Below are 23978 nucleotides of genomic sequence, written 5' to 3'. Positions count from 1 at the left end.
CGCTCGCGACGGGCATTTCGCTCACAGGGTGATTTTGGTTCCGAGCAAACCGAGGAAACCGGCCAGCCATTTCGGATGCGCCGGCCAGGCTGGGGCGGTGGCCAGATTGCCCTGGACATGACCGTCCGTGACCGGGATATCGATGTAGGTGCCCCCGGCCAACCGTACTTCCGGGGCGCAGGCCGGATAGGCACTGCACTCGCGGCCTTCGAGTATCCCCGCCGCCGCCAGCAGTTGCGCGCCGTGACAGACGGCAGCAATCGGCTTGCCGGCCTTGTCGAAAGCCCTCACCAGTTCCAGGACTTTTTCGTTCAGCCGCAGGTATTCCGGCGCACGACCACCGGGCACCAGCAGTGCGTCGTAATCCTTGGCGTCAACCTTGGCAAAGTCGAAGTTCAGGGCGAACTGGTGACCGGGTTTTTCGCTGTAAGTCTGATCGCCTTCGAAATCATGAATCGCGGTGCGCACGGTCTTCCCGGCGGCTTTGTCCGGGCACACGGCGTGCACGGTGTGCCCGACCATTTGCAGGGCCTGGAACGGCACCATCACTTCGTAGTCTTCGACGTAATCGCCGACCAGCATCAGAATCTTTTTCGCGGCCATGGACAGGACTCCTCTGGTGAATGCACAAGAGTATTCAAAGTAGTCCAAGGACCGCGATGGCGTTCGCAAACTGTATGGATAACTCTGCGCCCATCTGTAACAGCCCGGTTGCCATGGTTTGTGGCTAGATGAATGCACCTCCCTGCCACTTTCGAATCTGGTTGCCAAAATGTCTTCGCGCGAAAACACCGGCATGGCCCTGGGCCTGCTCGGCGTTGTGATCTTCAGCCTCACCCTGCCCTTCACCCGCATCGTGGTGCAGGAGCTGCATCCGTTGCTCAATGGCCTGGGCCGTGCGTTGTTCGCGGCAATTCCGGCGGCGTTGCTGCTGTTGTGGCGCCGGGAAAAGTGGCCGACCTGGCAACAGGTCAAAGGCCTGAGCCTGGTGATCGCCGGGGTGATTCTCGGTTTCCCGGTGCTGTCGGCGTGGGCCATGCAAACGCTACCGGCGTCCCACGGTGCGCTGGTCAACGGTTTGCAGCCACTGTGCGTGGCGCTGTACGCCGCGTGGCTGTCCCACGAGCGTCCATCGAAAGCCTTCTGGGCCTGCGCCGCGTTGGGCAGTGCGCTGGTGCTGGGTTATGCGTTGTACACCGGCGCCGGCAGCATTCAGGCCGGTGATTTGCTGATGCTGGGTGCGATTGCAGTGGGCGGTCTGGGTTATGCCGAGGGCGGGCGTCTGGCCCGAGAGATGGGGGGCTGGCAGGTGATCTGCTGGGCGCTGGTGCTGTCGACGCCGTTGTTGATCGGCCCGGTGCTGTACCTGGCGTTGCAGCATCACGGTGCGGTGTCGACGAAAACCTGGTGGGCCTTCGGTTACGTCGCGCTGTTTTCACAGTTCCTGGGGTTTTTCGCGTGGTACGCCGGGTTGGCCATGGGTGGCATTGCCCGGGTCAGTCAGATCCAGCTGTTGCAGATTTTCTTCACCATCGCGTTTTCCGCGCTGTTCTTCGGCGAACACGTGGAGCCGATCACCTGGCTGTTCGCCTGCGGGGTGATCGCGACGGTGATGCTCGGACGCAAGACTGCGGTGCGCCCGGCTCAACCGGGCACCTTACCGGCCGGGGTTCAGCTCAAGCCTTGAGCGGCAGCAAACCATCGGCGAGCAGCAGCGTTTCGAGGCAATGCTCGCTGATGTGGTAGAACGCTTTCAACTCCTGAATCTTCACCAGCAGCTGAGTCGGGTCCACCGGCTCGGCGCGCTTCACGGCGAGGATCATCTTGTTCTTGTTGGTGTGTTCCAGCGAGATGAACTCGAACACTTTGGTCTCGTAACCGCAGGCTTCGAGGAACAGCGCACGCAGACTGTCGGTGACCATTTCCGCCTGCTGGCCCAGATGCAGACCGTATTGCAGCATTGGCTTGAGCAGCGCCGGGCTCTGGATCTGCAAGCGAATCTGCTTGTGGCAGCACGGCGAGCACATGATGATCGATGCGCCGGAACGGATGCCGGTGTGGATCGCATAGTCGGTGGCGATATCGCAGGCATGCAGGGCAATCATCACTTCCAGCTCGCTCGGCGCCACGCTGCGTACATCGCCGCACTTGAACACCAGCCCCGGGTGTTCGAGCTTCTGCGCGGCGGCGTTGCACAGGTTGACCATCTCTTTGCGCAGTTCGACGCCGGTGACTTCGCCCTCGGCCTTCAACGTGTTGCGCAAGTAGTCATGGATGGCGAACGTCAGGTAACCCTTGCCCGAACCGAAATCCGCCACCCGCACCGGTTTGTCCAGGGCCAGCGGCGAGGACGTCAGCGCGTGACTGAAGACTTCGATGAACTTGTTGATCTGCTTCCACTTGCGCGACATCGCCGGGATCAACTCGTGTTGCGCATTGGTCACGCCCAGATCCTTGAGGAACGGACGGCTCAATTCGAGGAAGCGGTTTTTCTCGCGGTTATGCTCGGCGGACGGCACTTCACGCAATTGCTGGGGTTTGCTCATGAACAGCGAGCTCTTGCCCTTTTTGCTGTATTCGAGCTGGGCTTCGTCGGTCAACGTGAGCAAATGCGCATTCTTGAACGCCGTCGGCAGCAGCTCGGCAATCATCGCCACCGCCTCGTCCAGCGGCAGGTTCTTGGTGATGTCGCGGGTCTTGTAGCGATACACGAACGACAGATTCGGCTGCGCCTTGACCGTCACCGGTTTGATGATGATCCGCTGCAGGTCCGCTTCTTCGCCAACGTACTTGGCCAGCACCAGTTTGATGAAACCGTTCTGTTCGAGGCTGGTTTGCAGCAGCTCGATGAACCGGGCGTGGTGATCGGGGGTGGAAACGGCGGTGGCAGACATGCAGAAAACGGCCTCGGACGGGCAAATCGGGAATGGCCGCTAGTTTAGGGGGGATGGCGTTCGAGGGCACGGCTAATTTCCCGAACGGCTTATCCCAGTACCACCAGGCGATTGGGCAATTCGTTGCGCACCTGCGTCACCGGCACATGCACCTTGAGCAATTCGCCGCACGCCTCGATACAGGTTACGAAGCCCTGCAACGTCTGGCCCTGCCGCACCTGCTCGGTAAACGCCGCGACAATCGCGTCCCAGCTCTTGTCGTCCAGCCGTCTGGAAATCCCTTCGTCCACCAGAATCTCTACGTACCGCTCCGCCTCGCAGACAAAAATCAGCATGCCGGTGCTGCCCACCGTGTGATGCAGGTTCTGTTCGAGAAACTGCCGCCGCGCCAGGTTCGAGGCGCGCCAGTGGCGGACATGGCGCGGGATCAGATGAGTGGTGACTTTGGGCAGACGAAACACCAGGCACAGCACGACGAAACTGATCCATTGCACCAGCAACAGGCTGTGCATCGTCAGCCAACCGGTCAGGTAATGCAGGACGCCCGGCACCACCAGCGCCAGCAGGCTGGCCCACAGCAACGGAATGTACGCGTAGTCATCGGCACGGGCCGCGAGCACCGTCACCAGTTCGGCGTCGGTGTCGCGCTCGACCCGGGCGATGGCCTCGGCGACCTTGCGTTGTTCGTGTTCAGTCAGTAATGCCATGTCGTGAAGTGCCTGCTCATTATTGTTATCACCAGCCGCCGGAGGAACCGCCCCCGCCGAAACTGCCACCGCCGCCGCTGAAGCCCCCGCCTCCACCGCCGCCGCCAAAACCACCGCCACCGAAGCCGCCCCCTCCTCCGGAGCCGCCCCGGCCGACGGGAAGGATACCGAGCATCTGGCAGACAAAAACAGTCAGGATGAACAACATCACCAGAAATACGAAAATTCCCGGATGCCGCGAGACAAAGTCGTCCGAAGGATCGCCGGACGATTCGTACACCGTGGAAGGCTCGTCCAGCGGATTGCCGCCCAGCACCACCAGCATCGCCGCCACGCCGTCGCTGATGCCCTTGCTGTAATTGCCGGCCTTGAACGCCGGTGTGATGACCTGATGGATGATCACCGAACTCTGGGCATCGGTCAGGCGATCCTCCAGCCCATAGCCGACTTCGATGCGCAACTTGCGCTCGTCCCGGGCGACGATCAGCAAGGCGCCGTTGTTCTTGTCCTTCTGGCCGATGCCCCAGTGCCGGCCGAGTTCGACGCCGTAATCCTCGATGGTGGCGCCTTGCAGATTCGGCAACGTCACGACCACAAGCTGCTCGCCGGTCGCCTGCTCGTGGGCCTGCAACTGCTGGCTCAATTGCGCACGCACCGCCGGCTCGATCATCTGCGCGTCGTCCACCACCCGCCCGCTCAGTGCAGGGAAGGTCAACTCGGCCCGGGCGCTGATGGCGAACAACCACAGCATCAGCACCAGGCCCAACTTCAACACACGCATGGGCATCACCGAGTCAGAACTTCACTTCCGGCGCCTTGTCCGCGCCGGGGCTGGTGGCTTCGAAGGTCTCGCGGATCGGCAGGTCGCTGTACATCACGCTGTGCCACAGGCGACCGGGGAAGGTGCGGATTTCGGTGTTGTACTTCTGCACCGCCAGAATGAAATCCCGGCGGGCCACGGCGATGCGGTTTTCCGTGCCTTCAAGTTGCGACTGCAGGGCGAGGAAGTTCTGGTTGGCCTTCAGGTCCGGATATCGTTCGGACACCACCATCAACCGGCTCAAGGCACCGGTCAGCTGATCCTGGGCCTGCTGGAACTGCTTGAGCTTTTCCGGGTTGTCGAGGGTGCTGGCATCGACCTGGATCGACGTTGCCTTGGCCCGGGCCTCGACCACCGCCGTCAGCGTGGCCTCCTCGTGTTTGGCATAACCCTTCACGGTTTCCACCAGGTTGGGGATCAGGTCGGCACGGCGCTGGTACTGGTTCTGCACCTGCCCCCAGGCGGCCTTGGCCTGTTCATCCAGGGTGGGAATGTTGTTGATGCCGCAGGCGGTCAACAACGCGACCAGCACCAGCAAGGTGGCGACCTGCAAACGCGAGCGGTAGACAGGACTGACATTCATCGTTCGGGAGCTCCCTTGCACATTTCATGAATGATCGCGCGTGAAACCTTCTGAACCGGCTCTTGGGGCATAATCGCCCGCGCCACTGGATTGCAGCGGGCCGATGGGCTAAAAAGAGGCCCTGCGCGATCACGTCGCCGAAACTGTCGACGTACATTCGGCTGTCGTTTTTTGAATCAGCACCCGAACAACAATAGTCGCTCCCTAAATTTTGGCTGGCCGGCGTTGTAACGCCGTTTAGGCCCTTGAGAAAACTATTCATGAAGAAGCTGTGTTTGCTGGGCCTGTTCGTCAGCCTGGCCAGTCATCAGGTACTGGCCGCCACGACCCCGGTACCTCTGGAAAACAAGGACGCGTTCATCAGTAACCTGATGAAACAAATGACCCTCGACGAGAAGATCGGCCAGTTGCGCCTGATCAGCATCGGCCCGGAAATGCCCCGCGAGTTGATCCGCAAAGAGATCGCCGCCGGTAACATCGGTGGCACGTTCAACTCGATCACCCGCCCGGAAAACCGTCCGATGCAGGACGCTGCCATGCGCAGCCGCCTGAAGATCCCGATGTTTTTCGCGTACGACGTGATCCACGGTCACCGTACGATTTTCCCGATTCCATTGGCCCTCGCATCGAGCTGGGACATGGACGCCATCGGCCAGTCCGGGCGGATCGCCGCCAAAGAGGCGGCAGCCGACAGCCTCGACATCACCTTTGCGCCGATGGTCGACATCTCCCGCGACCCGCGCTGGGGCCGCAGCTCCGAAGGCTTCGGTGAAGACACCTACCTGACTTCGCGTATCGCCAAAGTCATGGTCAAGGCCTATCAGGGCGACACGCCGAGCGCGGCCGACAGCATCATGGCCAGCGTCAAGCACTTCGCCCTGTACGGCGCGGTCGAGGGCGGTCGCGACTACAACACCGTGGACATGAGCCCGGTGAAGATGTACCAGGACTACCTGCCGCCGTACCGCGCCGCAATTGATGCCGGCGCCGGTGGCGTGATGGTCGCGCTGAACTCGATCAACGGCATCCCGGCCACCGCCAACACCTGGCTGATGAACGACCTGTTGCGCAAGGAATGGGGCTTCAAGGGCCTGGCAGTCAGCGACCACGGCGCGATCTTCGAGCTGATCAAGCACGGCGTCGCCGCCGACGGTCGCGAAGCGGCAAAGCTGGCGATCAAGGCCGGCATCGACATGAGCATGAACGACACCCTGTACGGCAAAGAGCTGCCGGGGCTGCTCAAGTCCGGCGAGATCGAACAGAAAGACATCGACAACGCCGTGCGTGAAGTCCTCGCCGCCAAGTACGACATGGGCCTGTTCAAGGACCCATACCTGCGCATCGGCAAGGCTGAAGACGATCCGGTCGACACCTACGCCGACAGCCGACTGCACCGCGCCGAAGCCCGCGAAGTGGCGCGTCGCAGCCTGGTGCTGCTGAAGAACCAGAACGAAACCCTGCCGCTGAAGAAAACCGCGAAAGTCGCCCTGGTCGGCCCGCTGGCCAAGGCGCCGATCGACATGATGGGCAGTTGGGCCGCCGCCGGCCGTCCGGCGCAATCGGTGACCCTGTTCGACGGTATGAGCAACGTGATCGGCGACAAGGCGAACCTGATCTACGCCCGTGGCGCCAACATCACCAGCGACAAGAAAGTCCTCGACTACCTGAACTTCCTCAACTTCGATGCGCCGGAAGTGGTCGATGACCCGCGCCCGGCCAACGTGCTGATCGACGAAGCGGTGAAAGCCGCGAAGGACGCTGACGTGGTGGTCGCGGCCGTGGGCGAATCCCGTGGCATGTCCCACGAATCGTCGAGCCGTACCGACCTGAACATCCCGGAAAACCAGCGTGAGCTGATCCGCGCCCTGAAAGCCACCGGCAAGCCGCTGGTGCTGGTGCTGATGAACGGCCGTCCGCTGACGATACTTCAGGAGAAAGAACAGGCTGATGCGATCCTGGAAACCTGGTTCAGCGGCACCGAGGGCGGCAACGCCATCGCCGACGTGCTGTTCGGCGACTACAACCCGTCGGGCAAACTGCCGGTGACCTTCCCGCGTTCCGTGGGCCAGATCCCGACCTACTACAACCACCTGAGCATTGGCCGGCCGTTCACGCCGGGCAAACCGGGCAACTACACCTCGCAGTATTTCGATGACACCACCGGACCGCTGTTCCCGTTCGGTTTCGGCCTGAGCTACACCGATTTCGCGCTGAGCGACATGGCGCTGTCGTCGACCACCCTGAACGCCACCGGCAAGCTCGACGCCAGTGTCACGGTGAAAAACACCGGCAAGCGTGACGGCGAAACCGTGGTGCAGTTGTACATTCAGGACGTCACCGGTTCGATGATCCGTCCGGTCAAGGAGCTGAAGAACTTCCAGAAAATCATGCTCAAGGCCGGCGAGCAGAAGGTTGTGCACTTCACCATCAGCGAAGACGACCTGAAGTTCTACAACGCCCAGCTCAAGTACGCGGCCGAGCCTGGCAAGTTCAACGTGCAGATCGGCCTGGACTCCCAGGATGTGACGCAGCAGAGCTTCGAGTTGCTGTAACGGTAAAAGCTAACCGATCGTTCCCACGCTCCGCGTGGGAACGATCAACTGCGACTAGCCGCGTCTGTCCAGCAGATTGACCACCACCCGATCCACCCAGCCCCAGATCCGCTGCTTCACCCGCCGCCACAACGGCCGGCGCTGCCATTCCTCCAGACTCACCTGCTGACTCAGGCCGAAGTCCTTCTCGAAACTCGCCACCGCCGCTGCCGTCAGTGACGGATCCAGCGCCTCCAGATTCGCCTCAAGGTTGAAGCGCAGATTCCAGTGGTCGAAGTTGCACGAACCGATGCTCACCCAATCGTCCACCAGCACCATTTTCAGGTGCAGGAAACACGGCTGGTATTCGAAGATCTTCACCCCGGCCTTGAGCAGGCGCGGATAGTAGCGATGCCCGGCGTAGCGCACCGACGGATGATCGGTGCGCGGCCCGGTCAACAGCAGGCGCACATCGAGACCACGGGCAGCAGCCTTGCGCAGGGAGCGACGGATTTTCCAGGTCGGCAGAAAGTACGGCGTCGCCAGCCAGATACGCTTCTGGCCACTGTTCAGGGCGCGGAACAGTGATTGCAGAATATCGCGATGCTGGCGGGCATCGGCATAGGCCACGCGGCCCATGCCCTCGCCCGTGTCGGGTACGCGCGGCAATCGCGGCAGGCCGAAATTCGCGTGAGGCTTCCAGGCACGGCGATGGCGGTTGGCGATCCATTGGCGGTCGAACAGCAGTTGCCAGTCGAGCACCAGGGGGCCGGTGATGTGCACCATCACTTCGTGCCATTCGCTGGTGTCGTGGCCCGGCTGCCAGAACTCGTCGGTGAGCCCGGTGCCGCCGACCACCGCCAGACGCTGATCGACCAGCAGCAGCTTGCGGTGATCGCGATAGAAATTGCCGACCCAGCGCCGCCAGCTCAAGCGATTGTAGAAACGCAGCTCGACCCCGGCGAGGGTCAGGCGCTGACGCAGGGTCAGAGTGAGCGCGAGGCTGCCGTAATCATCGAACAGGCAACGCACCCGCACGCCCCGCTCGGCCGCCAGCACCAGCGCCTGAATCACGGTTTCGGCACAGGCGCCGGCCTCCACCAGATACAACTCCAGTTCGATCTGCTCGCGAGCGCTGGCGATTTCTTCCAGCATGCGCGGGAAGAATTGCGGGCCGTCGATCAACAGTTCGAAGCGATTGCCGTCCCGCCACGGGAACACTGCGCCGCGCATGTCAGCGCGCCGTGAAGATCAGCACCGCACCCACCGGCACCGACAGACTGATGGCCGACAGGCCGGCCATGTTGCGCAGGTTTTCCAGGCCCGGCAGCAGATCGAAATCCTCGGCGCTGATCACCAGCGGCTCCAGGGTCACCACTTGAAAGCGTCGGTCATCGAGACGCGTGGCGAGCAGTTCTGCAGGGTATTCATGCTGCTTGCCGTGCAGGTTGACCGTCAGCGGCAGGCGCAATTCAAGCTGCGCGCCGGGGGCCAGATCGTTGATCGGGCGCAGGTCGATCTGCGTTGTGATGGTCGCTTCGGGAAATTGTTCGATCTGGAACAGCTCCTTGCGCATGCGCTCGTCGCGCAGCGGGATGCCGCTGTTGATCGAGTCCAGCTCGACCTCGACTTCGGCGTGGCCATCGGGATCGACCTTGCCGTGCAACACCAGAAAGCGCTGCACCTCGGAAATATTGGCGTTTTTCGTGCTGACGAACGACAGCCGCGATGACTCGCCGTCCAGATACCAGTTGGCCTGGGCCGGCAGCGCAGCGGCGCCCAGCAGCAGGCCGGCGAAGGCGTTGCACAGAGAACGGTTGAACATTGAAGACTCGTGGGGCCGATAAACCTGGACGAACCTTAACTGCCTGAAGCCGGGATGCAAACCGGTAGTTGTTTTTGCCGATCAGGGCTTGAGACGACAGCCCTGACGTTCGCCCTGCCATTGGGCGCTGTTGCTACGGCCCATGCCACTGGCTCTGACGAGTTTTTGCGTGCTGTCATCGGTCAGCTCACCGGGCAACCACTGTTTGACGTAGCCCCGACAGTATTCGGCGTCGTTGTTCATCACGTAGCGGCACGAACAGTATTCCTTGGCGGTATAGGCACTGATGATGTCGGGGAAGGCCCACAGGTTTTCCCGTTCATGCCAGCCCCAGCCCAGCAGCACGACCAGCAGCACCAGCAGGATGCGTCTGAACAGTTTCATGGCCGCACCGCCCCGAGCACGCGCTTGAGCAATTCGTTGTGGCGATAGCTGCCGTCGCGGTCATCACCGTAGCGCACGATCACCAGTTTTTCGCTCGGGATCACATACAGCACCTGGCCCCAATGGCCGAGGGCGGCGAAGGTGTCGGGCGGTGCATCGGGCCACGGCGAGGCGGCGCCGGCCGCCGGGCGATTGAGCCACCAGTGGCCGCCGGGCACGGCTTCGTCCTGATTAGCCTTGTAGCCGGCGAAGGGTTCGCGATTGAAGGCGACCCAATCCTTGGGCAACAACTGCCGGTCGTTCCAGCGTCCGTCCCGTTCCATCAGCAGGCCGATTCGCGCCAGATCCCGGGCCGTCAGGTAGGCATAGGAAGACGCGACGAAAGTGCCCGTAGCATCGGTTTCCCAGGTGGCGTGGCGGATGCCCAACGGATCGAAAAGCGCTGTCCATGGATAGTCCGGATACCGCTGCGGGCCGACGATGGTTTTCAGCGCTGCGGCCAACAGATTGCTGTCACCGCTGGAATAGCGGAACGCCTGACCCGCTGGCGCGTAACTGTCGTGATGGGCAGTAAAGGCGGCCATGTCGCGGTGGCCGCGGGTGTAGAGCATCGCCACCACCGAGGATTTCAGCGGGGCGTATTCGTAGTCTTCCTGCCAGTCGATGCCCGAGGCCCAGTGCAGAAGATCCTTGAGGGTGATGGCCGGGTGTTTTTCCAGCACCGGATAATATTTTGCGGCCGGGTCATCGAGCTTGAACAAACCTTCACCGTAGGCCACGCCGAGTACCGTAGCCATCAGGCTTTTGCTGATGGACCAGGTCAGGTGCGGGGTGTCGGCGGTGGTTGCAGCGGCGTAGCGTTCGTAGATGAGCTGGCCGTCGCGGATCACCAGCAAGGCATCGGTACGGATGCCTTTGCGAGTGTTGTCATCGCGGGTCGGGAAGGCATAGGCCTCCAGTGCTTCAACGGCCGGGCCGGCGATTTTCGGACCAGCCGGCCACTGCTCCCCCGGCCATTGTTCGGCCTGAACCGTGAAGCTGATCAGCAGCAGAAACAGGGACAGGCCTTTGAACATGGTGAGGGCTCTGGGAATGAACCTGCCAAGCCTAGCCGGCGTTCATGACAGATGTGTTTTGGCTTGCCGCCAGCGCCTTGGCCAGTCGTTTGGCCCGTGCGCCTGCTGCCAGTTGCATCAGTGCCTGATCACGCTGCCACATCGCCGCCCACTCCGGACGACTGTCGCGCAATGCCTGATCGACCTCTGGCTTGAGCCCGTCGAACTGCGCAAACAAGCCACCGAGTAACACATGCCCCGCCGGATTGTTCGGCGGCTGCCGACTGACCTCCGCACACCCGGCCAACAGCGCCAGCAAACGCAATTGCAGCGGCTGCGGCCAGCCACTGTCCTGACCGACGCCGTACAGCCATGCAGTCATTGCGCTCAACACGTAAACGTCTTCAAGGGTTCGGAACGGTTTGACGTAAGCGTCCCAACCGTCCCCGGCGAGCAGCTCGCACAGCGCGTCGTCGAGGTGCAAGCGGCCATGGCTGATGTCCGGCATCAACGGCAGTGCCGGGAGTTTTTCCACCCGCACGCCGGATTCACCGGGGTACACCACTGCCAGACTCAGGCGCGGTGATTCGCCGGGTTGCTCACTGCGCGCAGCGATCAGTAGCCAGTCCGCCGCATCGCCGGCGGTGACGAAATCCTTTTGCCCGTTCAGGCGCAAATCTGTCAGCCGGGTCTGCATGTCCGCCGGGCGCAGGCTGCGCTGTTCGGTCGCACATAACGCGCCCAGGCTCGGCGGCGCACTCGGCCAGAGCATCCGCAACGCCGCCTGATAGCCCACCAGAAATGCCAGCCCCGGCGTCGCCATTCGCCGCCCTCCCGCCACCGCCAGTTCGAACGGCGTGACGCTGCCCAGTTGATGCAGCAACGTGGCGAAACCCTCCGCCAGATCGGCAACGGCGGGCAGGCGTTCGCGACATTCAAGCAGGGTCGACCAGGTCATCAGAGGCTCCTCGTGGGCTGTCATATAAGCATCACCAAACATTCATGGCGATGACACCGGGGCTACATAGCCTGACTTTGCACAACACAGCTGCATAAAGAAAGTCGATCGGCTGTAACCCAAGACGGGTTAAAGGCCCGTACGGAGATTCAAATGACTCAGATCGCCCGCATCAGCGACACCGGCAATGAACGCCGCCTGCAAGCCGAACGCCTGATCGGCGCCGAGGCCTTGCAGCAAGCCCAGGCCTTGCGCTTCAACGTGTTCAGCGGCGAGTTCAACGCCAAGCTGAAAGGCGCGGAACTGGGTCTGGACATGGATGACTATGATGTTCACTGCAGCCACATCGGCGTGCGTGACCTGAACACCGGCCGCCTGGTGGCGACCACCCGCTTGCTCGATCACACCGCCGCCAGCAGCCTGGGCAAGTTCTACAGCGAAGAAGAATTCAGCCTGCACGGCCTCGCCGGTCTGCAAGGCCCGATCCTGGAAATCGGCCGCACCTGCGTCGACCCGGCCTACCGCAACGGCGGCACCATCGCCGTACTTTGGGGCGAGCTGGCCGAAGTCCTCAATCAGGGCGGCTACAGCTATCTGATGGGGTGCGCGAGCATCCCGATGCAGGACGGCGGCGTACAGGCCCACGCGATCATGCAGCGCCTGCGCGAACGTTATCTGTGCACCGAACACCTGCGCGCCGAACCGAAGAATCCGCTGCCAACGCTGGATCTTCCTTCGAACGTGATCGCCGAAATGCCGCCGCTGCTCAAGGCCTACATGCGCCTGGGCGCAAAGATCTGCGGCGAGCCGTGCTGGGACGAAGATTTCCAGGTCGCCGACGTGTTCATCCTGCTCAAGCGCGACGAACTCTGCCCGCGCTACGCCAAGCACTTCAAGGCGGCCGTGTGATGAGCCGGCTGCGGGTGTACGCGCGGATCGCGCGGGTGCTGCTGGTGGTGACGCTGGGCTTGAGCATGGCCAGTGTCTTCGGGGTTTTCGAACGTCTGGGGCTGGCCCATTCGATGCAACGCCGGCAGCGCTGGTCGCGTTTTTTCATGGCGCGCCTGAGCAATGCCCTGCCCTTTCGCGTGACCGTCCATGGTGAACTGCCGAAGCAGCCAATGCTGTGGGTCAGCAACCATGTGTCGTGGACTGACATTCCGCTGCTCGGCATGCTCACGCCGCTGTCGTTTCTGTCCAAGGCCGAAGTGCGCACCTGGCCGGTGGCCGGCTGGCTCGCAGCGAAGGCTGGCAGCCTGTTCATCCGTCGCGGCTCGGGCGACAGCCAGTTGATCCGCAAGCAGATGACCCGTCACCTGCAAACCGATCATCCGCTGCTGATGTTCCCGGAAGGCACCACCACCGATGGCCGTTCGCTGCGTACCTTTCATGGTCGCCTGCTGTCGGCGGCGATTGATTCGGAAGTGATGCTGCAACCGGTGGCGATCCGTTATCTGCGCGACGGCGAGATCGACACGCTGGCACCGTTCATTGGCGACGATGATCTGCTGTCGCACCTGATGCGTCTGTTCAGCAACGATTGCGGCGATGTGGAAGTTCACCTGCTCAAGCCGATTGCCTGCCAGGGTCGGGAACGCGCGGCACTGGCGTACGAAGCCCAGCAAGCGGTGCAGAAAGCGTTGTTCGGCGAGGTGACCAAACCGGCCGAGCCGCGTCGTACAGGCGAGCTGATCGCTGCCTGATCGTCATTCTCTGCCTACAACTGCCGACCGGCGAAGTCCTGCAGTTGTGGGTAGAACAAGCGAAAGTCATCACTGAGCGGTTCGTACAGACGCCGCAATTCCTGCATCGCCCCCGCCAGTTCTTCAGGCTTGCTCAGGCGCCGGGAAATCCCGCGCAGCACCTGCTCCAGCACTTCGAATTCCTGATACGAACCCAACCAGTCATTGGCCACCATGTGCGGGGCGATCTTCGCCAGGCGCTCGGGCAATTGCCGCTCGCTGGACAGCACGCGATAAACGTCGGTGGTGAATTGCCCCAACGGCCGGTCGGCGTACAGCGTCCAGTCCCGGGCCAGGCAATGGTCGAAGAACACGTCGAGGACGATGCCGGCGTAACGGCGGCGGGTCGTGGAAAACCGCGCCAGTGAAGCGTCGACCAACGGGTGGCGATCGGTGAACACATCGATCTGACGATGCAGGGCAATCGCCGCTTCGATCTCCGGATCGAACTGCCCTTGCAGCCGTCCTTTGACGAAATCGCCATAAAGACTGCCGAGCAGTTGACCGGGGCGCTGGCCACCGAGGTGCAAATGTGCGAGATAGTTCATGGGCGCAGCTTAGCACCGCGCCCGCGTTTGTTTACACCTCACATATCGTTATAACCCGATATACCGATTTATGCGGTCGTCAGATCGAATTCATATTGGTATATCGCGAAATACCGATTTAAAGTTCGCCTCATCGCGATATAGCGCTACACACATCACGAGCAACCAGCCATGAACATTGACCTCGACGAAATAATAAAAGCCCTGGCACACCCAGTACGGCGAGACATCCTCAACTGGCTGAAAGACCCGAAAACCCAGTTTCCGGAACAGATCCACAACCACGAGTACGGCATCTGCGCCGGGCAGATCGACCAACGCTGCGGCCTGTCGCAATCAACCGTCTCCGCCCACCTGGCCACCCTGCAACGGGCCGGGCTGATCAGCAGCCAGAAGGCCGGGCAGTGGCACTTTTTCAAACGTAACGAGGACGTGATCCAGGCGTTCCTCAGCACTCTCAGTAAAGAGCTCTGACCCTTAACGTCAGCCAGCCGAAAAGGACTAAATGATGCCCCTCTCGCTCCTCATACTCGCCCTGAGCGCCTTCGCCATCGGCACCACGGAATTCGTCATCATGGGCCTGTTGCCCGATGTGGCGGCGGATCTCGGCGTGTCGATCCCCGGCGCCGGCTGGCTGGTGACCGGTTACGCCCTGGGCGTGGCCATCGGTGCACCGTTCATGGCGATGGCCACCGCCAAACTGCCGCGCAAGGCTGCACTGGTGGCGCTGATGGGCATCTTCATTATCGGCAACCTGCTCTGTGCCATCGCCACTGACTACGAGGTGCTGATGTTCGCCCGAGTGGTCACCGCCCTGTGCCACGGTGCGTTCTTCGGCATCGGTTCGGTGGTCGCGGCCAACCTGGTGGCGCCGAACAAACGCGCTTCGGCCGTGGCCCTGATGTTCACCGGCCTGACCCTCGCCAACGTGTTGGGCGTACCGCTGGGCACCGCGCTCGGTCAGGAAGCCGGCTGGCGTTCGACCTTCTGGGCAGTGACCGTGATCGGTGTCGTCGCGCTGATCGGCCTGATCCGCTTCCTGCCGGCCAAGCATGACGAAGAAAAACTCGACATGCGCGCCGAACTGGCCGCGCTCAAAGGCGCCGGGATCTGGCTGTCCCTGAGCATGACCGCGCTGTTCGCCGCCTCGGTATTCACCCTGTTCACCTACGTCGCACCGCTGCTGGGCGATGTCACCGGTGTTTCGCCCCGTGGCGTGACCTGGACCCTGATGTTGATCGGCCTGGGCCTGACCGTCGGCAACATCATCGGCGGCAAACTGGCCGACAAAGGCCTGGCCGCGACGCTGATCGGCGTGTTCATCGCCATGGCCGTGACCTCCACCGTCCTGACCTGGACCAGCGTCGCGCTGATCCCGACCGAAATCACCCTGTTCCTCTGGGCCACCGCGTGTTTCGCCGCCGTGCCTGCCCTGCAAGTGAACGTCGTGACCTACGGCCAGGCCGCACCGAACCTGGTGTCGACCTTGAACATCGGCGCCTTCAACGTCGGCAACGCCCTCGGTGCCTGGGTCGGCGGCAGCGTCATCGCCCACGGCTACGGCCTGACCAGCGTGCCCCTTGCCGCTGCGGCGCTGGCGATCCTGGCCCTGCTGGTCACCCTGATCACATTCCGCCGGAACGGTAATCCCGAGCTGGCCACCGCTAACTGATTCACTCACTTACTTCACGAGGGTTGTATCTCATGGCAACAATTTTCGATCCGATCAAACTGGGCGACCTCGAGCTGTCCAACCGCATCATCATGGCGCCGCTGACCCGCTGCCGCGCCGACGAAGGCCGCGTACCGAACGCACTGATGGCCGAATACTACGTACAACGCGCCTCGGCCGGCCTGATCCTCAGTGAAGCCACTTCGGTGACCCCGATGGGCGTCGGCTACCCGGACACCCCGGGCATCTGGTCCAACGATCAGGTGCGCGGCTGGACCAACGTGACCAAGGCTGTTCACGCCGCCGGTGGCAAGATCGTCCTGCAACTGTGGCACGTGGGTCGGATTTCCCACCCGTCGTACCTTAACGGCGAAACCCCGGTTGCACCGAGCGCGATCCAGCCGAAAGGCCACGTCAGCCTGGTTCGCCCACTGGCCGACTTCCCGACGCCACGCGCGCTGGAAACCGCTGAAATCGCCGACATTGTCGACGCCTACCGCGTCGGTGCGGAAAACGCCAAGGCCGCGGGTTTCGACGGCGTGGAAATCCACGGCGCCAACGGCTACCTGCTCGACCAGTTCCTGCAAAGCAGCACCAACCAGCGCACCGACAACTACGGCGGTTCCCTGGAAAACCGTGCCCGCCTGCTGCTGGAAGTGACCGACGCCGCCATCGAAGTCTGGGGCGCCGGCCGTGTCGGTGTACACCTGGCTCCGCGTGCCGACTCCCATGACATGGGCGACGACAACCTGGCCGAAACCTTCACCTACGTCGCCCGCGAACTGGGCAAGCGTGGCATCGCCTTCATCTGCTCCCGCGAAAAAGAAGGCGCCGACAGCCTCGGCCCACAGCTGAAAGAAGCTTTCGGCGGCGCGTACATCGCCAACGAGCGCTTCACCAAGGACAGCGCCAACGCGTGGCTGGCCGAGGGCAAGGCTGACGCCGTGGCGTTCGGCATCCCGTTCATCGCCAACCCGGACCTGCCGGCCCGTCTGAAGGCCGACGCGCCGCTGAACCAGCCGCACCCGGAAACCTTCTACGGCAAAGGCGCGGTCGGTTACCTCGACTACCCGACGCTGTAAGTCGCAGCGCAGAAGCGCAAAAAAGCCCCCGACTCGTGAGAGCCGGGGGCTTTTTATTGGGCGCGGGGTTCGCGAATCGCTCACAGGTTTGACACAAAATCCCTACAAAATACGTAGTTCGCTACGTATCAACTCGATGGGTTGAGGTATATAAAAGCAATCCACTGCGGCGAGGCGAACGAACAGGGATCTTCATCCGCCTCCTTCATTGACACAACCTGATCCAATTACGCATTTTGTTTCATTTGCGCAGGCTGGGGCTCCAGCGCAGCATATCCAGCCCTGTATCGACCCAGCGCTCGGCTTCGGCGTACAGCTCGAAGCTGTCCGGGGCCAGCAGCCACTGATACAGGATGCCATCGATAAAGGCGTGAATGCTGATGGCAGCGCGGGCGGTGTCGAGGTCCGCCGGCAGTTGCCCACGATTGACCGCATTACTCAATGTCAGCGCGATCCGCACATTGCAATCGAGGCTGGCGGTCCGGCGCTGTTGGCGCAGGTCGCACATTTCATCGGTGAATTCGCACTTATGAAACAGAATTTCGTTGATACGCCGGGTCTTCGGGTCCAGCGCAACTTGATGAAACAAATGAATCAGCAGCTTGCGCATGCAGCCCAGCGGGTCGGGTTCGTCCTCGCTTTCGCTGGCCTTGGCCAGCTCGTCCAGCGGCTCGTGCAGCGTATCGAGCATCGCCTGCAGCAAATCGGCCTTGTTGCTGAAGTGCCAATAGATGGCACCCCGCGTCACGCCGGCCAGGCTCGCGATATCGGAGAGCGTGGTGCGGGCCACTCCCCTCTCGAAGAAAGCTTTTTCGGCGGCTTCCAGAATCTGGCTTCGCGTTTCCTGAGCTTCCTCTTTGGTACGACGAACCATGGCAGTAAAACCTCAAACAGGATGTTTCAGGGATGGCTGAATATCCGCTGAATAAAAAGGGGTGGATCTCTCGCGGATCGACTCCCCCGGCCTACAATTTCAGACCTTGCCACGACCTTTGTAACCGGTTGGGTACGCAGCCAAGGTGTTTACAAACAACCATGAACGTAAGTATATTCCTTAGCAAGCTACTTATCCACCCGGTAACCTTTTTTTACCCTTCCACACTTCTTGTGCGCTTTTCGCGCGCCTGACCCGAGGATCTTCATGCAATTCAAGCCAGCTGTTACCGCTCTGGTCACTGCCGTCGCCCTGGCATCGCTGCTCAGCGGATGTAAAAAGGAAGAGGCGGCTCCCGCCGCACCACCTCCTCAGGTCGGCGTCGTCACCCTGCAACCACAAGCCTTTACCCTCACGTCGGAACTTCCGGGCCGCACCAGTGCGTTCCGCATCGCTGAAGTCCGTCCGCAGGTCAACGGCATCATTCTCAAGCGTCTGTTCAAGGAAGGCGGCGATGTCAAAGCCGGCCAGCAGCTGTATCAGATCGATCCGTCGGTCTATGAAGCGACCCTGAAAAGCGCCGAAGCCAACCTGCGTTCGACCAAGTCGATCTCCGACCGCTACAAGCAACTGGTCGACGAGCAGGCCGTGAGCCGCCAGGAATACGACACCGCCGTGTCCAACCGCCTGCAATCGGAAGCTTCGCTGCAGAGCGCGCAGATCAACGTGCGTTACACCAAGGTCTACGCGCCGATCTCCGGGCGTATCGGTCGCTCTTCGGTCACCGAAGGCGCACTGGTCAGCAACGGCCAGTCCGATGCGATGGCGACCATCCAGCAACTGGACCCGATCTACGTCGACGTGACGCAGTCCTCGGTCGAACTGCTGGAGCTGCGCCGTGAACTGGAAAGCGGTCGCCTGCAGAAGGCTGGCGACAACGCCGCTGCGGTCAAGCTGACCCTGGAAGACGGCAGCCAGTACAAGCTCGACGGTAAGCTGGAATTCTCCGAAGTGTCGGTCGACCCGACCACCGGCTCCGTGACCCTGCGCGCCGTGTTCCCGAACCCGGATCACACCCTGTTGCCAGGCATGTTCGTGCGCGCCCAGCTGCAGGCCGGTGTCAACGCCGCCGCCATCCTGGCGCCGCAACAAGGCGTGACCCGTGACCTCAAGGGCACCCCGACCGCGCTGGTCGTCGGTGCGGACAACAAGGTCGAACTGCGTCAGCTCAAGGCCAGCCGCACCGTCGGCAGCCAGTGGCTGATCGAAGACGGCCTGAAAGCCGGCGATCGCCTGATCACCGAAGGGCTGCAGTTCGTGCGTCCGGGTGTTCAGGTCAATCCGACCGAAGCGACCAACGTAGCCAAGAACCCGGCACCCGCCAAGGCAGCTGACAAAGCCTACGGCGGCAAAGGGGAGTAACTCATGTCGAAATTTTTTATCGACCGTCCGATTTTCGCCTGGGTAATTGCCCTGGTGATCATGCTGGTCGGGGCTCTATCGATCCTCAAGTTGCCGATCAACCAGTACCCGAGCATTGCGCCACCGGCCATTGCGATTTCCGTGACCTACCCGGGTGCTTCGGCACAGACGGTCCAGGACACCGTGGTGCAGGTGATCGAGCAACAGCTCAACGGTATCGACAACCTGCGTTATGTGTCGTCGGAAAGTAACTCCGACGGCAGCATGACCATCACCGCAACCTTCGAGCAAGGCACCAACTCCGACACCGCGCAGGTCCAGGTCCAGAACAAGCTGAACCTGGCCACCCCGCTGTTGCCGCAGGAAGTGCAGCAACAGGGTATCCGCGTGACCAAGGCAGTGAAGAACTTCCTGCTGGTGATCGGCGTGGTATCGCGTGACGGCAGCATGTCCAAGGACGACCTGTCCAACTACATCGTGTCGAACATGCAGGACCCGATCTCCCGGACCGCCGGTGTCGGTGACTTCCAGGTCTTCGGTGCCCAGTACGCGATGCGTATCTGGCTCGATCCGGCCAAGCTGAACAAATACAACCTGACCCCGGCCGATGTCAGCGCCGCGATCTCGGCGCAGAACGTGCAGATTTCGTCCGGTCAGCTCGGCGGTCTGCCGGCGCTGCCAGGCCAGCAACTGAACGCCACGATCATCGGCAAGACCCGTCTGCAGACTGCCGAGCAGTTCAAGGCGATTCTGCTGAAGGTCAACCAGGATGGCTCGCAAGTCCGTATCGGTGATGTCGCCGATGTCGGTCTGGGTGGTGAAAACTCCAGTATCGCGGCCCAGTTCAACGGCAAACCGGCTTCCGGTCTGGCGGTGAAACTGGCCAACGGCGCCAACGCCCTCGACACCGCAAAAGCCCTGCGCAAGACGATTGACGACCTCAAGCCGTTCTTCCCGCAAGGTATGGAAGTAGTGTTCCCGTACGACACCACCCCGGTGGTGACCGAATCGATCAAGGGTGTGGTTGAAACCCTGGTCGAAGCGATCGCGCTGGTGTTCCTGGTGATGTTCCTGTTCCTGCAGAACTTCCGCGCCACCGTCATCACCACGATGACCGTGCCGGTGGTATTGCTCGGTACGTTCGGCATCCTCGCGGCCGCCGGTTTCAGCATCAACACCCTGACCATGTTCGGTATGGTATTGGCCATCGGCTTGCTGGTGGACGATGCCATCGTCGTGGTGGAAAACGTCGAGCGGGTGATGGCCGAAGAAGGCCTGTCACCGAAGGAAGCGACCAAGAAGTCCATGGGCCAGATCCAGGGCGCCCTGGTCGGTATCGCCCTCGTACTGTCGGCGGTACTGCTGCCGATGGCGTTCTTCAGCGGCTCCACTGGTGTGATCTACCGTCAGTTCTCGATCACCATCGTCTCGGCCATGGCCCTGTCGGTAATGGTTGCGCTGATCTTCACCCCGGCACTCTGCGCAACCATGCTCAAGGCGATTCCGAAAGGCGAGCACGGCACGCCGAAAAAAGGTTTCTTCGGCTGGTTCAACCGCAACTTCGACCGCAGCGTTCGTAGCTACGAGCGCGGTGTCGGCAACATTCTGCAGCGCAAGGCGCCGTACCTGTTGGCGTACATCCTGATCGTGGTCGGCATGATCTGGCTGTTCACCCGCATTCCGACGGCGTTCCTGCCGGAAGAAGACCAGGGCGTACTGTTCGCCCAGGTACAGACCCCGGCCGGCTCCAGTGCCGAGCGGACGCAGGTGGTGATCGATGAAATGCGTTCCTACCTGCTGGATAAAGAATCCAGTTCGGTAGCCTCGGTGTTCACCGTGAACGGCTTCAACTTCGCCGGTCGCGGCCAGAGTTCCGGTCTGGCGTTCATCATGCTCAAGCCTTGGCACGAGCGTGACGCGAGCAACAGCGTGTTTGCCCTGGCCCAGCGTGCCCAGCAGCACTTCTTCAGCTTCCGCGATGCGATGGTGTTTGCTTTCGCCCCACCAGCCGTACTGGAGTTGGGTAACGCCACCGGTTTCGACGTGTTCCTGCAGGACCGCGCCGGTATCGGTCACGACAAGCTGATGGAAGCCCGTAACCAGTTCCTCGGCATGGCCGCGCAGAGCAAGGTGCTCTACCAGGTGCGTCCGAACGGTCTGAACGACGAGCCGCAATACCACCTTGAAATCGACGACGAGAAGGCCCGTGCCCTGGGCTTGAGCCTGTCCGACATCAACAGCACCCTGTCGATCTCCTTCGGCAGTAGCTACGTCAACGACTTCATCGACCGCGGTCGTGTGAAGAAGGTTTACGTACAAGGTCAGGCCGGTGCTCGCATGAGCCCTGAAGACCTGAAGAAGTGGTACGTGCGCAACAGCGCCGGCACCATGGTTCCGTTCTCCGCGTTCGCCAAGGGCGAGTGGATCTACGGTTCGCCGAAACTGGCACGTTACAACGGTGTAGAAGCGATGGAGATCCTCGGTTCTCCGGCGCCGGGTTACTCCACTGGTGAAGCGATGGCCGAAGTCGAAGCGATTGCTGCCAAGCTGCCGCCGGGTGTCGGTATTTCCTGGACCGGTCTGTCCTACGAGGAACGTCTGTCCGGCTCGCAAGCGCCAGCGCTGTACGCCCTGTCGCTGCTGATGGTGTTCCTGTGTCTGGCGGCGCTGTATGAAAGCTGGTCGATCCCGATCGCGGTCATGCTCGTGGTGCCACTGGGGATCATCGGTGCGCTGATGGCCACCAGCCTGCGCGGTCTGTCGAACGACGTGTACTTCCAGGTGGGCCTGTTGACGACCATCGGTCTGGCGGCTAAAAACGCCATTCTGATCGTCGAATTCGCCAAGGAGCTGCACGAGCAAGGGCGCAGTCTGCGCGATGCGGCGATCGAAGCCTGCCGCATGCGTCTGCGACCGATCATCATGACCTCGCTGGCGTTCGTCCTCGGTGTTGTACCGTTGGCCATCTCCACCGGTGCAGGCTCGGGCAGTCAACACGCGATCGGTACCGGCGTGATTGGCGGTATGCTCACGGCCACGATCCTGGCGATCTTCTGGGTCCCACTGTTCTTCGTCACTGTGTCGTCCATGGGTCAGCGCAAAATCGCTGGCGAGGATGACACCAAAGAAACTCCTAAAGAGGCTGGCCAATGAGCAAGTCGCTACTCTCCATCGCAGTCGCCGCCTTCGTGCTGAGCGGTTGCTCGCTGATACCGGATTATCAGCAGCCTGAAGCACCGGTGGCCGCGCAATTCCCGCAGGGTCCGGCGTACTCGCCGGCCCAGGCACCGGCGCAGGCCGCTGCCGAGCAGGGCTGGAAGCAGTTTTTCCATGACCCTGCCCTGCAACAGCTGATCCAGGTTGCCCTGGAAAACAACCGCGACCTGCGTGTCGCGGCGCTGAACATCGACGCCTATGCGGCTCAATACCGCATCCAGCGAGCCGACCTGTTCCCGGCGGTTTCCGCCAATGCCAGCGGCAGCCGTCAGCGGGTTCCGGCCCGTGCGTCGCAGACCGGTGAAGCGAACATCACCAGTTCCTACACTGCTACCGTCGGCATCAGCGCCTACGAGCTCGACCTGTTCGGTCGGGTTCGCAGCCTGAGCGAACAAGCGCTGCAACAATACTTCGCCACCGAAGAAGCGCGCCGCAGCACCCAGATCAGCCTGGTGGCCAGCGTGGCCAACGCCTACCTGACCTGGCAGGCCGACAAGGAACTGCTGAAGCTGACTCAGGACACCCTCGGTGCCTTCGAGGAAAGCTACAAGCTGACCAGCCGCAGCAACGAAGTCGGTGTGGCCTCGGCACTGGACCTGGCGCAGTCGCGCACTTCGGTCGAGAACGCCCGTGCCCAACTGGCGCGTTACACCCGCCAGGTGGCTCAGGACGAAAACAGCCTGACCCTGCTGCTCGGCACCGGCGTGCCGGCCAACCTGCAAGCGGCCAAACCGCTGTCGGATGACCTGCTCAGCGATGTGCCGGCCGGTCTGCCGTCGGATCTGCTGCAACGTCGTCCGGACATCCTTCAGGCCGAATACAACCTGAAGGCGGCCAACGCCAACATCGGCGCCGCCCGTGCAGCGTTCTTCCCGAGCATCAGCCTGACCGCCAACGCGGGCAGCCTGAGCCCGGACCTGTCCGGCCTGTTCAAGGGAGGTTCGGGCACCTGGCTGTTCCAGCCGCAGATCAACCTGCCGATCTTCAACGCCGGCAGCCTGCGCGCCAGCCTGGACTACGCCAAGATCCAGAAGGATATTGGCGTGGCGAACTACGAGAAGTCCATTCAAACGGCCTTCCAGGAAGTCGCCGACGGCCTGGCCGCGCGCCAGACCTACACCGAGCAGCTGCAGGCCCAGCGTGATTTCGTCGCCGCGAACCAGGACTACTACCGTCTGGCCGAGCGTCGCTATCGCATCGGCGTCGACAGCAACCTGACCTTCCTTGATGCCCAGCGTCAGCTGTTCAGCGCCCAACAGGCCCTGATCACCGACCGCCTCGCGCAGCTGACCAGTGCGGTCAACCTGTACAAGGCACTGGGTGGCGGCTGGAATGCGCAAACCGCGCAGAACGAACCGTTAAAAGAAGAAGCGCCGAAGATGAAGTTGTTCTGATCGTCTCGCGATAAACAAAAAGCCCACCATTCGGTGGGCTTTTTGTTTATCGCTCATCTTGCGTTCGATAATCGCCCGGAACCCGCTTTCAGCGATTGAACCGCGCCACTCACGCCCCGCACCATTCGAGCCACAAAACCAATAACAACAGGTTCGACACCATGTATCCGTGCCCTGCCCCGTCCGGCTGACACCAGCCGAAACCTCCCGATATTGCAACCTCGTGTCAGCCCCTGAAACGGCTGCAACGGATCCCGTTCGTCTTCAAAAA

22 protein-coding genes are annotated in these 23978 nt (G+C 61.8%); 10 read left to right on the top strand and 12 right to left on the bottom strand.

Annotation, left to right across the window (positions count from 1 at the left end; genetic code table 11):
• Nucleotides 1-21: 21 nt before the first annotated feature.
• A complete protein-coding gene (locus DLD99_RS07240; protein ID WP_007957909.1) occupies nucleotides 22-603 on the bottom strand; it encodes a DJ-1/PfpI family protein in 582 nt (193 codons plus the stop codon).
• Between the two features lie 169 nt (nucleotides 604-772).
• Here DLD99_RS07240 and DLD99_RS07235 point away from each other — a divergent pair, with 169 nt between their 5' ends.
• Nucleotides 773-1687, top strand: a complete 915-nt coding sequence (locus DLD99_RS07235; RefSeq protein WP_114881749.1) for a DMT family transporter — start codon at nucleotides 773-775, stop codon at nucleotides 1685-1687.
• Here DLD99_RS07235 and DLD99_RS07230 read toward each other — a convergent pair.
• From DLD99_RS07230 to DLD99_RS07215, 4 genes are all read right to left on the bottom strand, one after another.
• On the bottom strand, nucleotides 1677-2894 hold the full coding sequence (locus DLD99_RS07230; RefSeq protein ID WP_114881748.1) for a class I SAM-dependent methyltransferase: 1218 nt from the start codon (nucleotides 2892-2894) through the stop codon (nucleotides 1677-1679). The genes DLD99_RS07235 and DLD99_RS07230 overlap by 11 nt on opposite strands.
• Before the next feature lie 89 nt (nucleotides 2895-2983).
• A complete protein-coding gene (locus tag DLD99_RS07225; protein ID WP_085710191.1) occupies nucleotides 2984-3601 on the bottom strand; it encodes a TPM domain-containing protein in 618 nt (205 codons plus the stop codon).
• A 28-nt stretch (nucleotides 3602-3629) separates the two neighbouring features.
• A complete protein-coding gene (locus DLD99_RS07220; protein ID WP_114881747.1) occupies nucleotides 3630-4382 on the bottom strand; it encodes a TPM domain-containing protein in 753 nt (250 codons plus the stop codon).
• Nucleotides 4383-4395: 13 nt separating this feature from the next.
• The gene (locus DLD99_RS07215) at nucleotides 4396-5004 is read right to left on the bottom strand and encodes a LemA family protein (RefSeq protein WP_114881746.1); all 609 of its coding nucleotides are present in this window, start codon (nucleotides 5002-5004) and stop codon (nucleotides 4396-4398) included.
• Between the two features lie 260 nt (nucleotides 5005-5264).
• Between DLD99_RS07215 and bglX the strand changes: the two genes are divergently transcribed.
• Nucleotides 5265-7556: a beta-glucosidase BglX gene (gene bglX / locus DLD99_RS07210; RefSeq protein ID WP_114881745.1), complete on the top strand. Its 2292-nt coding sequence runs from the start codon at nucleotides 5265-5267 to the stop codon at nucleotides 7554-7556.
• Between the two features lie 54 nt (nucleotides 7557-7610).
• Here bglX and DLD99_RS07205 read toward each other — a convergent pair whose 3' ends face one another.
• From DLD99_RS07205 to DLD99_RS07185, 5 genes are all read right to left on the bottom strand, one after another.
• A complete protein-coding gene (locus tag DLD99_RS07205; RefSeq protein ID WP_114881744.1) occupies nucleotides 7611-8768 on the bottom strand; it encodes a phospholipase D-like domain-containing protein in 1158 nt (385 codons plus the stop codon).
• Between the two features lies 1 nt (nucleotide 8769).
• On the bottom strand, nucleotides 8770-9360 hold the full coding sequence (locus DLD99_RS07200; protein WP_114881743.1) for a YceI family protein: 591 nt from the start codon (nucleotides 9358-9360) through the stop codon (nucleotides 8770-8772).
• A gap of 81 nt (nucleotides 9361-9441) precedes the next feature.
• The gene (locus tag DLD99_RS07195) at nucleotides 9442-9744 is read right to left on the bottom strand and encodes an amidase (RefSeq protein WP_114881742.1); all 303 of its coding nucleotides are present in this window, start codon (nucleotides 9742-9744) and stop codon (nucleotides 9442-9444) included.
• Complete coding sequence (locus DLD99_RS07190) at nucleotides 9741-10820, bottom strand: serine hydrolase domain-containing protein (protein WP_114881741.1); 1080 nt, start codon at nucleotides 10818-10820, stop codon at nucleotides 9741-9743. Before DLD99_RS07190 ends, DLD99_RS07195 begins: the two co-directional genes overlap by 4 nt.
• Nucleotides 10821-10851: 31 nt before the next feature.
• Entirely contained in the window at nucleotides 10852-11757 is a 906-nt protein-coding gene (locus DLD99_RS07185) for an acyl-CoA dehydrogenase middle domain-containing protein (RefSeq protein ID WP_114881740.1), read from the bottom strand.
• A 153-nt stretch (nucleotides 11758-11910) separates the two neighbouring features.
• Between DLD99_RS07185 and olsB the strand changes: the two genes are divergently transcribed.
• Both olsB and DLD99_RS07175 read left to right on the top strand, forming a co-directional pair.
• A complete protein-coding gene (gene olsB, locus DLD99_RS07180; protein ID WP_085712985.1) occupies nucleotides 11911-12666 on the top strand; it encodes an L-ornithine N(alpha)-acyltransferase in 756 nt (251 codons plus the stop codon).
• On the top strand, nucleotides 12666-13460 hold the full coding sequence (locus DLD99_RS07175) for a lysophospholipid acyltransferase family protein (protein ID WP_114881739.1): 795 nt from the start codon (nucleotides 12666-12668) through the stop codon (nucleotides 13458-13460). The genes olsB and DLD99_RS07175 overlap by 1 nt, the downstream gene beginning before the upstream one ends.
• Nucleotides 13461-13474: 14 nt before the next feature.
• Here DLD99_RS07175 and DLD99_RS07170 read toward each other — a convergent pair whose 3' ends face one another.
• Nucleotides 13475-14047, bottom strand: coding sequence for an acyl carrier protein phosphodiesterase (locus DLD99_RS07170; RefSeq protein WP_114881738.1), 573 nt, complete (start codon nucleotides 14045-14047; stop codon nucleotides 13475-13477).
• Between the two features lie 171 nt (nucleotides 14048-14218).
• On the opposite strand from DLD99_RS07170, the gene DLD99_RS07165 reads away from it, so the two are divergent.
• Genes DLD99_RS07165 through DLD99_RS07155 form a run of 3 tightly spaced genes read left to right on the top strand, consistent with a single transcriptional unit; the run spans nucleotide 14219 to nucleotide 16801 of the window.
• Nucleotides 14219-14521: an ArsR/SmtB family transcription factor gene (locus DLD99_RS07165; protein ID WP_114881737.1), complete on the top strand. Its 303-nt coding sequence runs from the start codon at nucleotides 14219-14221 to the stop codon at nucleotides 14519-14521.
• 34 nt (nucleotides 14522-14555) lie between these two features.
• A complete protein-coding gene (locus DLD99_RS07160; protein ID WP_114881736.1) occupies nucleotides 14556-15719 on the top strand; it encodes an MFS transporter in 1164 nt (387 codons plus the stop codon).
• A 32-nt stretch (nucleotides 15720-15751) separates the two neighbouring features.
• Entirely contained in the window at nucleotides 15752-16801 is a 1050-nt protein-coding gene (locus DLD99_RS07155; protein WP_085712981.1) for an alkene reductase, read from the top strand.
• Nucleotides 16802-17042: 241 nt separating this feature from the next.
• Here the strand turns inward: DLD99_RS07155 and emhR are convergent, their stop codons facing one another.
• Nucleotides 17043-17675 (bottom strand): efflux system transcriptional repressor EmhR, encoded by a 633-nt coding sequence (gene emhR / locus DLD99_RS07150; protein WP_114881735.1) that lies wholly within the window; start codon nucleotides 17673-17675, stop codon nucleotides 17043-17045.
• Nucleotides 17676-17942: 267 nt separating this feature from the next.
• Between emhR and emhA the strand changes: the two genes are divergently transcribed.
• From emhA to emhC, 3 genes are read left to right on the top strand one after another with little or no spacing between them, the layout of a single operon-like run.
• Nucleotides 17943-19097 (top strand): efflux RND transporter periplasmic adaptor subunit EmhA, encoded by a 1155-nt coding sequence (gene emhA, locus DLD99_RS07145; protein WP_114881734.1) that lies wholly within the window; start codon nucleotides 17943-17945, stop codon nucleotides 19095-19097.
• Between the two features lie 3 nt (nucleotides 19098-19100).
• Complete coding sequence (gene emhB / locus DLD99_RS07140) at nucleotides 19101-22250, top strand: efflux RND transporter permease subunit EmhB (protein WP_114881733.1); 3150 nt, start codon at nucleotides 19101-19103, stop codon at nucleotides 22248-22250.
• Complete coding sequence (gene emhC / locus DLD99_RS07135) at nucleotides 22247-23707, top strand: efflux RND transporter outer membrane subunit EmhC (RefSeq protein ID WP_085712977.1); 1461 nt, start codon at nucleotides 22247-22249, stop codon at nucleotides 23705-23707. Before emhB ends, emhC begins: the two co-directional genes overlap by 4 nt.
• The last annotated feature ends 271 nt before the right edge of the window (nucleotides 23708-23978 follow it).

It is taken from the genome of Pseudomonas kribbensis, assembly GCF_003352185.1.
GTDB classification, from domain to species: domain Bacteria; phylum Pseudomonadota; class Gammaproteobacteria; order Pseudomonadales; family Pseudomonadaceae; genus Aquipseudomonas; species Aquipseudomonas kribbensis.
This window is presented reverse-complemented; position numbering and strand designations above follow the sequence as displayed.